This is a genomic window from Paracraurococcus lichenis (assembly GCF_030657435.1).
Classification (GTDB): Bacteria; Pseudomonadota; Alphaproteobacteria; order Acetobacterales; family Acetobacteraceae; genus Paracraurococcus; species Paracraurococcus lichenis.
The window spans coordinates 20,364-33,142 of sequence record NZ_JAUTWS010000038.1 but is presented as its reverse complement, the minus strand read 5'-3'; the positions used below and the strand labels follow the sequence as shown (position 1 = coordinate 33,142).

At 76.7% G+C, this 12,779-nt stretch carries 5 protein-coding genes and 1 tRNA gene; 4 read left to right on the top strand and 2 right to left on the bottom strand.

The features are described 5' to 3' along the window. The first annotated feature begins 109 nt into the window (after positions 1-109). Positions 110-1,744 (top strand): hypothetical protein, encoded by a 1,635-nt coding sequence (locus Q7A36_RS26905; RefSeq protein WP_305106857.1) that lies wholly within the window; start codon positions 110-112, stop codon positions 1,742-1,744. Between the two features lie 104 nt (positions 1,745-1,848). On the opposite strand, the gene Q7A36_RS26900 is transcribed toward Q7A36_RS26905, so the two are convergent. Then, positions 1,849-1,923: transfer RNA gene (locus Q7A36_RS26900), tRNA-Thr, on the bottom strand. Between the two features lie 230 nt (positions 1,924-2,153). Beyond that, entirely contained in the window at positions 2,154-2,585 is a 432-nt protein-coding gene (locus Q7A36_RS26895) for a hotdog fold thioesterase (RefSeq protein ID WP_305106856.1), read from the bottom strand. Between the two features lie 278 nt (positions 2,586-2,863). Between Q7A36_RS26895 and Q7A36_RS26890 the strand changes: the two genes are divergently transcribed. From Q7A36_RS26890 to Q7A36_RS26880, 3 genes are read left to right on the top strand one after another with little or no spacing between them, the layout of a single operon-like run. Next, a complete protein-coding gene (locus Q7A36_RS26890) occupies positions 2,864-4,114 on the top strand; it encodes a glycosyltransferase family 4 protein (protein ID WP_305106855.1) in 1,251 nt (416 codons plus the stop codon). Further along, positions 4,111-11,427: a type I polyketide synthase gene (locus Q7A36_RS26885; RefSeq protein ID WP_305106854.1), complete on the top strand. Its 7,317-nt coding sequence runs from the start codon at positions 4,111-4,113 to the stop codon at positions 11,425-11,427. The genes Q7A36_RS26890 and Q7A36_RS26885 overlap by 4 nt, the downstream gene beginning before the upstream one ends. Continuing rightward, on the top strand, positions 11,424-12,746 hold the full coding sequence (locus Q7A36_RS26880) for an aminotransferase class I/II-fold pyridoxal phosphate-dependent enzyme (protein ID WP_305106853.1): 1,323 nt from the start codon (positions 11,424-11,426) through the stop codon (positions 12,744-12,746). Before Q7A36_RS26885 ends, Q7A36_RS26880 begins: the two co-directional genes overlap by 4 nt. Positions 12,747-12,779: the final 33 nt, after the last annotated feature.

Here is a 12,779-nt window from a genome sequence, read left to right as displayed (position 1 = left end):
GGCAAGTCTCGGCGATGTGTTGGGGCGACGGAGGCTTGTGAGCGCCCGATCCGTTATTGATGTGGTGCCATTGCGACATCGCTCAATTCCGGCACCCGGAACGACCGCAATGTCCCTTCACGTCGCCCCCCTGCCCTCGGCCCGTGCCGTCCCGCCGCCACGCCTGGAGGCGGTCGGCACCACGACCTACCGCCTTGCCCTCGTCGCCATCGCGCTCGCCGCCTTGCTCGCCCAGGTCGGGCTGGTGCAGGCCGGCCTCGAACGGCTCTCCGCCGACGAGAGCGCGCGGATCCTGCTGGCCCACAACCTCACCTGGGCCAATGCGCTGGAGCCGCAGATCTGGCCGCCCTTCACCAAGATCGCCGTCGGCATCGCGCTGCACCTCTACGACGACCTCTTCCTGGTGCCGCGGCTGCTGTCCAACCTCGCCGGGCTGGCCACGCTCGGCGCCCTCGTCCTGCTGGCGGAGGCGCTGTTCGGCGACCGGCGGATCGCCCTCGCCACCGCGGCGCTTGCCGCCTTGCACCCGAGCCGCCTGCTCTTCGCCGCCGTGCCCCTCTCCGACATCTATGCCATGCTGTTCCTGCTGCTGGCCGCCGCCTGCTTCCTGCGCTGGCTGCGGGGCCTCGGCGGCACGGCCAGCCTGCTGGCGGCCTGCGGCGCGCTGATGCTCGCCGAGACCGTGCGCTACGAGTCGGTGATCTTCGCCTTCTGCCTCGGCCTGCTGCTGCTGTGGCGCTGGTGGCGCGGCATGGGGGTGAGCACGCCCGTGCTGCTCGGCGCGGGGATGCTGCTCGGCGGCTTCCCCGTCTTCTGGGTGGCGGAGTCGCTGGCTTGGCACGGCTCGCTCGAGAACCTCGGCAATGCGAGCGCGCAGTACCGCGCCGCGCTGGGCGCGAACTACCGCCACGCGCTGGAATGGATCCCGATCTCGCGGCCGCTGCTGCTGGAGATCGTCTGGAATCCCGTGGTGCTGCTCGGCCTCGCGGTGCTGGTGCCGGCGCTGCTGGCCGATGCGGCGGTCGCCGAGTTCGCGTTGGCCTTCGGCCTGCCGCTGCCGCTCGTCAGCGGCATGATGCTGGCGACCCTCAGCCTGCCCCTCGCCGTGACTTGGCGGAGTTTCGGCATCTGGGCGCTGCTGCTGGTGCCCTGGACGGCCGCCGGCCTCGTCGCGCTGGCAGGGCGGCTGCGCGGCCGCGCCCGGCTTGCCTGGCTCGTGCCGGTGCTGTTCGGCCTGGCGATCCTGCCGCCCGCGGGCAGGGCAGCCTGGCTCGCCTGGCGCGACGGCATCCGGAACGATGCCCAGGGCGGGTTGCGGCAGGATCGCCAGGTGGGACTCGCCTTGCGGCAGATGCTGGACCGCGGGGAGGAGCGGGCGCTGGTCGATTCCTGGGACAACCTCGACTACCTCGACGTCATCGCCGGCTCGGGAGTGCCCGGGCGCTTCGTCACCTCCGCCGGCGCAGATCCGGCGCTGCTGGCCAATGCGCTGTATCTGCGCCGGGTGCCGCCGCGGCGCGAGGATGCCTCACTGCGCGAGCAGTTCCTGGAGGACCATTTCGGCCTGGCGCGGGGCGGCGACGCGGCCGCGCTGCGCGCGGCCAGGATCCGCCTGCTGCTGGTGCGGGACGCCGCCTTCCGGCGGGCGCTCGATGCCTCGCCCCTCCTGCGGACGGTGCCGGTCAACTGGCCGGGCTGGACGTTGTACCGGATGGTGGACGACGCCGTGCCGCCCGGGCGCTGAGCAGGCATGCAGCGAGCGCGTCATGGTCCGGAGCCGGACAATGCGGGCAGGCGCGTGCGGTCGTGGCTGCGAGGTGTCTATCCGGACGCGCGACGGCGCGGAGATGGTGCTGCCAGAGAGGATTGAACTCTCGACCTCTCCCTTACCAAGGGAGTGCTCTACCACTGAGCTACGGCAGCGGACCGGCCCGGAAGTCCGCGCTCTCTAACGGCTCGCCCCTGCCGGCGCAACCCTTTTGCGCGATCGGCTGCCGATCTCCGCCATCTGGCCGCCATGCAACCGCGCGGTAAGCATTCCCCGGCCATCCTCGCTTCGCGGGCGGCAACAGGCCGTCCTGGATGAGGAGCCAGAACGGCCGATGCTGCCGCATCACGTCCCGTCGCGACACCCGCCCCGCCCTCGCCGGGCCTCAGCGGCCACGACCCTGCCGCACCACGGTGGTCAGGCGGGACACGCAGGTCAGCGTCCCGTCGCCGCGGCGGATTTCGATCTGCCAGACCTGCACGGTGCGGCCGAGTTGCAGCGGCCGGCAGATCGCCTCCGCCCGGTCGCCCTTGAATACCGGGGCGAGGTGGTTGGCGTTCACCTCCAGCCCCACCACGGTCCAGCCATCCTCCAGCGCCATGACGCCGCAGGTGGATCCCAGCGTCTCGGCCAGCACCACGCTGCAACCACCGTGCAGGATGCCGGCCGGCTGGATATGCCGCTCGTCGACCGGCATGCTCGCACGGGCGAAATCCTCGCCGACCTCCTCCAGCCGAATGCCGAGCAGGCCGGGCAGCGTCGCCGCATGCGTCCCGGCGAAGGCCTCCGGCGTCAGCGCCCGCTTCCACAGCCCCATGCCGCCCATCTCCTTTCCCCTCGCCTTGGGCCAGGGTGGCGGGCCGGCGATCTGTGCGTTCTCGCACAATTTGGCACGGCCGCCTATCACCTAATGGTTGACATCAACCTAACCGTCGCGCTCTCTTCTCCGTGAGTTGCGGTGCAGCATTCGGTGGAGCGGGAGCGCGTCGCGCCGGCCGCCTGCCCGTGAGGCGTAGCAATACCATGACGCCGGACGGCGTAGCTTGCGGGGGCACTGTGCACGTCATCCTGGACGTTTCGCGTCTGCTGGCCTGCGTGCATCGGATCTCCCCTTCAGGCATCGACCGGGTCGAGATGGCCTATGCCCGCCGCTGGCTCGACCGGCCGGAGCACGAGGCGACCTTCGCCGCGCAGAGCCTCTGGGGCTGGTTCGCGGCCCTGCCGCGCGACCGGGTGGCCGCCCTGCTCGACGCGCTCGAGGAGGTGTGGGAGCACGGCGCCCCGACCGGCGGCGGCCTGCGCCGCGCCCAGCGAATCGCCATCGCGCTGCAGGTCGGACTGGCGCATGGCCGGGGCCGCGCCGCGCTGCTCCGCCGCATCCGCGGCACCCGCAACCCGGTCTTCCTGCTGGTCTCGCACCGCGCGCTCGACCGGCACGCGCCGATCGCCGCCCTGCGCCGGGCCGGGGCCCGATTCGTGCCGCTGATCCACGACCTGATCCCGCTGACCCACCCCGAATACACCCGCGCGCCGCAGATCGGCCGCCACGCCGCCCGGATCGCCACCGTCGCGGAGCTGGCCGACGGCATCATCGTGAACTCGACGGCGACCGAATCGACGCTGGTGCGCCACCTGCTTCCGCATGGCCGGGCGCTGCCGCCCATCGCCGTCGCGCCGCTCGGCATCCGCCCTCTGGCGCGGCCGGCGGCGGACCTGCCGACCGAGCCCTATTTCGTCTGCCTCGGCACCGTGGAGCCGCGGAAGAACCACCACCTCCTGCTGCATCTCTGGCGGGAGCTGGCGGTGGAGAGCCGCGACGGCCCCCGCCTGCTGCTCTGCGGCCGCCGCGGCTGGGAGAACGAGAACGTCCTCGACCTGCTCGAGCGCTGCGACGCCCTGCGCGGCCTGGTCTTCGAGATGGGCTCCCTGCCGGACCGGGAGGTGACGGCGCTCCTCGCCGGCGCCCGCGCCCTGCTCTTCCCCACCTTCGCCGAGGGCTATGGCCTGCCGCTGGCCGAGGCCCTCGCGCTCGGCGTGCCCGCCATCTGCAGCGACCTGCCGGCGCTGCGGGAGGTGGGCGGGGACGTCCCCGACTATCTCGCCCCGCTGGACGGCCTCGGCTGGCGCCGCGCCATCCTCGACTATGCCAGCCCGGACAGCCCGGCCCGCGCCGCCCAGCTTGCCCGCCTGCGGCAATGGCAGCGCCCGGGCTGGGACGCGCATTTCGCCGCCGTGGATGCGCTGCTCGACCGGGTGACGGGGGCGCCGGTCCGCGGCCGCCGGCCGATCCCGGCGCGGGAGCCGCAACTCGCCGCCTCGGCCCCGCTGGGCGCCACCCCGGCATGAGGACAGCCGCGGGGCGCCGCACCGGGCGCCGGACGGACCGGGCGATCGCGATCATCGGGGCCGCCTGCCGCCTGCCGGGGGCGCCCGACCTCGAGGCCTGGTGGAACCTGCTCGCGGCCGGGCGGGATGCCGTCACCACCGTCCCGCCCGACCGCTTCACCCAGGCCTGGTTCGCGCATCCGCGCCGCGGCGAGCCGGGGAAATCCTATACCTTCGCCGCCGGCACGCTCGGCGACGTCGCCGGCTTCGATCCCGGCGCCTTCGGCATCTCGCCGCGCGAGGCCGCCGAGATGGACCCGCAGCAGCGCCTGCTGCTCGAGGTGGCGGCCGAGGCGCTGGAGGATGCCGGCCTGCCGCCGGGCGCCCTGGCGGGCACGGAGACGGGCGTCTTCGTCGGGGGGTCGCTGACCGACTATGGCGACCTGCGGCAGGCCGATGCCGCCTCGGGCGACCGCTACTTCATGACCGGCAGCGCGCTGTCGATCCTCGCCAACCGGATCGGCAACGTCTTCGACCTGCGCGGCCCGGCCCAGACCATCGACACCGCCTGCTCCTCCTCCCTCGTCGCGCTGCACTGGGCCTGCGAGGCGCTCCGCGCCGGCCGCATCCCGGCCGCCCTGGTGGGCGGGGTGAACCTGCTGCTCTCCCCCTTTCCCTTCCTCGGCTTCGCCCGGGCCGGGATGCTCTCGCCGAGCGGCCGCTGCCATGCCTTCGACGCGCGGGCGGATGGCTATGTCCGGGCGGAAGGCGCCGGCGCCGTCCTGCTGAAGCCGCTCGAGGACGCGCTGGCCGCCGGCGATGCGATCCGCGGCGTGATCCTGGCGACCGGCGTGAATGCCGCCGGCCGCACCATGGGCCTCTCGCTGCCCAGCCAGCCGGCCCAGCGCGCGCTGATCGAGCAGGTGCTGGCCGAGTCCGGCGTGGCGCCCGGCCGCATCGCCTATTTCGAGGCGCATGGCACCGGCACCGCCGCCGGCGATCCGCTCGAGGCCGGGGCGATCGGCGAGGCGATCGGCCGCCGCCGGCAGGGCGCGCCGCTGCCCATCGGCTCGGCCAAGACCAATATCGGCCATACCGAGCCGGCTTCCGGCATGGTCGGGCTGCTGAAGGCTGTGCTGATGCTGCAGGAGGGGAAGATCCCCCCGAGCCTGCACCACGAGACGCCGAACCCGGCCATCGACTTCCAGGGCCTTGGCCTGCGCGTGCCGACGGCGCTGGAGAGCCTGCCCGACCGCCGCCGGGCGGTGATCGGCGTGAACAGCTTCGGCTTCGGCGGCACCAATGCCAGCGTCCTGGTCGGCGCCGCGCCGGCCACGAAGCCGGCCGCGGAGCCTGCGGGCACCGCGCTGCCGCCCCTGCTGCTCTCGGCCCGCAGCGCGGCGTCGCTGCGCGCGCTCGCCGCGGGCTGGCGCGACCGCCTGGCGACGACGCCCGCCCCGGCCCTGCCCGCCTTGCTGCGCGGCGCCGCCCGCACCCGCGGCCCCTTCCCGCACCGCCTCGCGGTCCGCGGCGCCGATGCCGCCACCCTCGCCGCCCGTCTCGCCGCCTGGTCGGAGGGCGCACCCGCGGCGCAAGGGCAGGCCGCGCCCGGCCAGGGCGTCGCCTTCGTCTTCAGCGGCAATGGCGCGCCCTTCCCCGGCATGGCCCAGGCCCAGCTTGCCGCCAATGCCGGCTTCGCCGCCGGGGTGGCGGCGGCCGATGCCGCCCTCGCCCCGCTGCTGGGCTGGTCGGTCACGGAGCGCCTCGCCGCGGGCGTCGGGGCCGAGGACCTCGCCGCCAGCGACATCGCCCAGCCCCTGCTCTTCGCCGTGCAGCACGGCATCGTCGCGGCGCTCGCCGCGGAGGGTATCCGGCCCGCCCTCTGCCTCGGCCATTCCGTGGGCGAGGTCGCCGCCGCCGCCTGCGCCGGGATGCTGGACCTGCCCACCGCCGCGCGGCTCGTCGTCGCCCGCAGCCGGCACCAGGCGCGCACGCGCGGGCAGGGCCGCATGGCCGCCCTCGGCGCCTCGGCCGAGGCCGCGCGGCCGGTGCTGGAAGCGCTCGGCACGCTCGACGGGCGGGGGGTCGAGATCGCCGCCGTCAATGCGCCGGAGAGCCTGACCGTCGCCGGACCCGAATCGCTGCTGGCGCGGCTGGAGGCGGAAGCGGCGGAGCGGCGCTGGAGCTTCCTCGGCCTCGACCTCGACTACGCCTTCCACAGCGCCGCCATGGACGGGCTGCGGGCGGGGCTGGCCGCCGACCTCGCGGGGCTGCAGGGCCAAGTGCCGCAGGTGCCGCTGATCTCCACCGTCACCGGCGCGCCGTTGCCGGCCGAGGCCTGCGGGCCGGAGCACTGGTGGCGCAACCTGCGCGACCCCGTGCAATTCCTGCCCGCTATTCAGGAAGCGACCGGGCTCGGCCCCTGCCTCTTCCTCGAGATCGGCCCGGCGCCGGTGCTGCAGGGCTATCTGCGCGACGCGCTGCGCGCCGCGGGGGCCGAGGCGGCGATCCTGCCGAGCCTCTCGAAGCGCGACGCGACGCCCGACCCCTTCCCTGGCCTGGCCGACCGCGCCTGGGCTGCCGGGGCCGATCCGCGCTCCGGCCCCGCCTTCGCCGGCCCCGCCGCCCGGCGCGGCCTGCCGCATACGCCCTTCGACCGCACGCGGATCTGGTACGCCCGCACGGTCGAGGCCACGGGCCAGGTCGCCCTGCCGGAGGAGCACCCGCTGCTCGGCTTCCGCCGCGGGCCGGAGCCGGTGCTCTGGGGCCGGATCCTCGACACCGCGCTCGACCCTTGGCTGGCGGATCATGCGCTCGCGGGCCAGCCGGTGCTGCCCGCCGCCGGCATGCTGGAGATGGCGCTGGCCGCCGGCCGCGCCCGCCACCCGGAAGCGGCGGCGATCGAACTGCGCGAGGCGGCGATCCGGCAAGTCCTGCCGCTGGATGCCGAGCCCGCCCGGGAGCTGCGCGCGACCCTCGACGGCAGCGGCCGCTTCGCGCTGGAATCCCGCCGCCGCCTGGCGGCCGAGCCCTGGACCCTGCACCTGGAGGCGACGGTCGCCGCCCTGCCGGCGCTGCCCGAGGCCGCGGCGCCCGCCCCCCTCCAGGGCAGCGCACTGCCGGGCGAGGCGATCCGCGCCATGGCCAGCACGGTCGGGCTGCATTACGGCTCGGCCTTCGAATCCCTCGACGAGGCGGTGATCGAGGAGGCCGCGGGCCGCGCCACGGTCCGCCTCCGCCGGCCCGAGGCGGCGCCGGCCGATGCCGGCTTCCTGCTGCACCCCGCGCGGCTCGACGGCGCGCTGCAGGGGCTGGTCGGCCTGCTGGCCGGGCCGCCGGCCGAGCCCGGCACGGGCCTCGTGCCGGTGCGCGTCGCGCGGCTGGTGGTCCGTACGGAGGCCGCCCCGGCGGCGCAGGCCGGGATCCGGCTGACCAGCCGCGGCGAGCGCAGCGCCGCCGCCGACCTGGTGCTGCGCGACGGCGCCGGCCGGCCGGTCGCGGTGCTGGAGGGCTGCACGCTGCAGCGCATCCGCCTGCCCGGCCGCGCCGACCCGGCCGAGGGCGCCTTCCGCATCGCGCTGCAGCCCGCCGCGCCGCTGCCGGGGCAGGAGGCCGCGCCGCGCCCCGACCTCGCCGCCGTGCTCGCCGCCGCGCGGCAGCGGGACGCGGCGCTCGACCTCGGCGATACCGGCGTGCTGCTGGAGGGCTTCTGCGCCGCCGCGGCGCATGCCGCGCTCTCGGCCAGCCCCGCCGCCGGCGGCCCGCAGGCGCTGGCCCTGCTGGAAGACCTGGCGAAGGGCGGCCTGGCGGCGCCCGCTGCGGGCGGCCTCCGCCCGGTGTCGAGCCCCGATCTGCCGCCGGCCGTCGAGATCTGGCGGCAGGTGCTGCTGGAGCAGCCCGCGCTGGCCGCCGACCTCGCCTGGGCGGCGCTGGCGGCCGAGCGGCTGCCGCAATCGCTCGCCGACTGGCGCGCCCCACCCGAGCCCGCGCTGGCCGCCGGCCCACCCGCGACCGGCGCCGGGCAGGCCCGCCTCGCCGCCGTGCTGGTCGAGGCCGCGGCCGCCTTCGCCGAGGCTTGGCCGCGCGGCCTGCCGCTGCGGGTGCTGGAACTCGGTGCCGGGCCGGGGCCGCTGACCGGGCGGCTCGCCGCGGCGCTCGCTGGCTCCGGCCGGCATGTCCGCTTCGTCGCCGCAGCCCTGCCCGGCCGCCCGGCCCCGCCCACGCCGCCGGATCTGCCAGGGCTCGACTACCTCGCCGCCGCCTGGGATCCGCTGGGGCCGGAGGCGCCGCCCTTCGCCGCCGACCTCGTCATCGGCCTCGGCGCAGCCGCCCGGCTGCGCGCCGGCACCCTGCTGCCGGAGGCACTGCGCCAGGCCGCCGCGCCCGGCGCCGCGCTGCTGCTGGCCGAGCCGCTGCCCGGACCCCTGCTCGACCTCGGCTGTGGCCAGGACCCGTCCTGGTGGGCGGCGCCGGGCGGCGCCTCGCCCCTGCCGGCCATGGAGGGCTGGGCGGCGGCACTGGAGGCCGGCGGCTGGCTCGAGGCCCATGCCCTGCCGCTCTCGGCCGCGCCCTGGCCGGCCACGCTGCTGGCGGCCCGCGCGCCGGCGGGCGCCGCGCTGCTGGCCGCGCCCAAGCTGCGGCGGATCGCCCTTTTCGCCGATGCCGCCTTGGCGGCGCTGCGCGGCCCGCTCGCCGCGGCGCTGCAGTCGCGCGGCGCGGCGGTCGCGCAGCATGCGCTGGCCGAGGCGGCGCGCATGCCGCCGGCCGCGCTGCAGGGCAGCCTGGTCGTCGCCCTCGCCGGCGGCGGCGAGGCGCTGGCCGAGTCGCTGGCCGCCCTCGGCCGCCTCGCGGCGGCGGCGGAGGGCGCGGCGCCCGGCTTCCGCCTGGTGACGATGGGCGGGCAGCAGCCGGAGGAGGGGCGGCACGACCCGGCCGCCGCCGCCTGCTTCGCCCTCGGCCGCGTGCTGGCGAACGAGCATCCCGGGCTGAAGCCGCGGCGCATCGACCTCGACCCCGCCCTGCCGCCCGAGCAGGCGGCGCGCCGCCTCGCGTCGGAACTGCTGACCGAGGGCGATGCCGAGGCCGAGGTGACCCTGACGCGGGAGGCGCGACTGGTGCCGCGCCTGAAGCCCGGCCTGCCGCCCGCCCCGCCGCCCGCCGGCCCCGCCATCCTGCGGATCGGCCAGCCCGGCCAGATCGGGACGCTGGGCTGGGCGCCACTCGACCTGCCGCCGCCCGGCCCCGGCGAGGTGGCGATCCGGATCGAGGCGGCGGGGGTCAATTTCCGCGACCTGATGTGGGCGCAGGGCCTGCTGCCGGAGGAGGCGCTGCTGCCCGGCTTCGCCGGTCCCGGCCTCGGCATGGAATGCGCCGGCGTGGTGGAGGCGGCGGGCGAGGGCGCGCCCTTTCAGCCCGGCGACCGCGTCTTCGGCGTGGCGCCGCGGGCGCTGGCGACGCATGCGATCACGCGGGCCGCGGCCCTGGCGGCGCTGCCGGAGGGCCTTGATCCCGCCGAGGCGGCGACGGTGCCGGTCGCCTTCCTGACGGCGGTGCATGCGCTGGAGGAGCTGGCGCGGATCGAGCCGGGCGAGCGCGTGCTGGTGCATGGCGGCGCCGGCGCGGTCGGCCTCGCCGCGCTGCAGGTGGCACTCGCCGCCGGGGCGCGCGTCGCGGCGACCGCCGGCACGCCCGCCAAGCGCGCCTTCCTGCGCGCCGCCGGCGCCGAGCTGGTGCTGGACAGCCGCGATACCGGCTTCGCCGATGCGCTGCGCGCCGTATGGCCGGACGGCGTCGACGTCGTGCTGAACTCGCTGGCCGGCGAGGCGATGGAACGCTCCATGGCGCTGCTGCGGCCCTTCGGCCGCTTCCTCGAACTCGGCAAGCGCGACTTCGCCGAGAACCGCCGCGTGCCGCTGCGGCCGATGCGGCGCAATATCACCTGGTTCGCGGTCGATGTGGACGAGTTGCCGCGCGCCCGGCCGCAGGTCGCGGCGAGGCTGATGCGCTCCATCGCCGATCGGCTGCGCGACGGCAGCTTCCGGCCGCTGCCCGCGACCGACTTCGCCGCGACCGAGGTCGAGGCGGCCTTCCGCACGCTGCAGGCGAGCGGCCATATCGGCAAGCTGGTGGTGCGCCCGCCCGCGCCGGCCGCCGCGCCGCACCAGGCGCCGGCGCTGCGGCAGGCGGCGCGCGGAACGGTGCTGGTGGTGGGCGGCACGCAGGGCTTCGGCCTCGCCACGGCGCGCTTCCTCGCGGCGCAGGGCGTGCGGCACCTTGTGCTGCTCTCCCGCCGCGGGGCGGAGACGCCGGGCATCGAGGCCGCGGTCCGCGACCTCGCCGCGCGCGGCGCCGCCGCGACGGTCATCGCCTGCGACGCGGCCGATGCCGCGGCGCTCGACCGGGCGCTGCGCGCGGTCCGCCCCGGGCTGCCGCCGATCCGCGGCGTGGTGCATGCCGCCGCCGCCATGGCGGATGGCGCGGCCGCGGCGCTCGAACCCGCGCGGGTCGCGCGGGTGCTGGAGGCGAAGCTGCGCGTCGCCGAGGCCCTCGACGCCGCGACCGCGGAGGATCCGCTGGCGCTCTTCCTGATGTTCGGCTCGGCCGTGGTCGCGGTCGGCAATCCCGGCCAGGCCGCCTATGTCGCCGCCAATGCGGGGCTGGAGGCGATCGCGCGGCGCCGCCGCGCGGCGGGCCGGCCGGCGCAGGTCGTGGCCTGGGGTCCGATCGCCGATGCCGGCATGCTGGCGGCGGACGAGGCGACGGCGCGGATCCTCCGCCGCCGCCTCGGCGCCACGCCCCTGCCCGCCGAGGAGGCGCTGGCCGCCCTGCCCGCGCTGCTGGAGGCCGGGCCCGCGGCGATCGGCCATGCCCGGCTCGCCTGGGGCGAGGCGCGGGCGGCGCTCGCCATCCTGGAGGAGCCCTGCTTCGAGGCGGTGCGCAGCGCGGCGGCGCCGGCGGGCGATGCGGCCGACCTGCGGGCGCGGCTGCGCGACGCGCCCGAGGCCGAGGCGCTGGCCCTGCTGCGGGAGGCGCTGGCTGCCGAGCTTGCCCGCATCCTGCGGCTGCCGGCCGCCTCGGTCGCTCCGGATGCGCCGCTCGGCGGCCTCGGGCTCGACAGCCTGGGCGGGATGGAGCTGCGCCTGGCGCTGGAGCAGCGCCTCGGCATGCCGGTCCCGCTCTCCGCCGTGACGGAGACGCTGACGGTCGAGGCCCTGGCGCGCCGGATGGCGGAGGCGCTGCGCAGCGCCCCGGCCCCCGAGGCCGCGGCCGCCGCGGCGCTGGTGGCGGCGCATGAGGCGGAAGCGGAGGCGGGGCCGGCGGTGAGGGCGGCATGACGCAATCCTTCGGCCTTTCCGCCACCGCCCGCGCCGCGCTGCTGCAGCGCCTGTCCCGCCGCAAGGGGGGCGAGGAGGCGTCGGAGGCGCCGCCCGAGAGCCCGGGCCGCGACCTCGCCACCCTGCCTGGGCTCCGCGACATCGAGATGGTGCGGGAGGCGGGCGAGGCGCTCGGCCTCGAGAGCCCCTATTTCCGGCCGCATGAGGGCGTGGCCGGCGCCCGCACCGTCATCGGCGGGCGGGAGTTCCTGAACTTCGCCTCCTACAACTACCTCGGCCTGAACGGCGATCCGCGCATCGCCGCGGCAGCCAAGGCGGCGATCGACCGGCACGGCGTCTCCGCCTCCGCCTCCCGCCTCGCCTCCGGCGAGCGGCCGGTGCATGGCGAGCTCGAGGCGGCGCTCGCCGAGCAGTACGGGACCGAGGCCTGCCTCTGCCTGGTCAGCGGCCATGCGACCAATGTCACGGTCATCGGGCACCTCATGGGCGCGCGGGACCTGGTCCTGCACGACCAGCTCATCCACAACTCGGCCGCCGAGGGCGCGCGGCTCTCGGGCGCGCGGCGCATCGCCTTCCCGCACAACGACTGGCGCGCGGCGGAGCGGGAACTGGCGGCGCAGCGGCGCCGGCACGGCCGCGCGCTGATCGTCATCGAAGGCCATTACAGCATGGACGGCGACGTGCCCGACCTCGCGCGCTTCGCCGAGATGGCGCGCCGGCACGACGCGCTGCTCATGGTCGATGAGGCGCATGCGCTCGGCGTGCTCGGCGCGACCGGGCGCGGCAGCTTCGAGCACTGCGGCGTCGCACCGGGCGCGGTCGATATCTGGATGGGCACGCTGTCCAAGACGCTGTCGGGCTGCGGCGGCTACATCGCCGGCCGGCGGCCGCTGATCGACCTGCTGCGGCACGCAGCACCCGGCTTCGTCTATTCGGTCGGGATGGCGCCACCGCTCGCCGCCGCCTCGCTGGAATCGCTGCGGGTGATGCAGGCGGAGCCCTGGCGCACCGCCCGGCTGCAGGCGAATGCAGCGCTGTTCCTGCGGCTGGCGCGGGAGGCGGGCTTCGACACCGGCGCCTCGGCGGGCCTCGGCATCGTGCCGGTCATCCTCGGCAGTTCGGTCGCGGCGGCGCGGATGGCCGCGGCGCTGTTCGAGGGGGGGATCAACGTGCAGCCGATCCTCTTCCCCGTGGTGCCGGAGCGCTCGGCGCGGCTGCGCTTCTTCCTCTCGGCCGAGCACACGGAAGACGAGATCGCGCGGACGGCGGCGGCGCTGGCCGCGGCGCGGGAGGGGCTGGCCGGTGCGCGGGTGGCCTAGCGGCATGCGCCGGACGGTGCGCGCAGGCGCCTG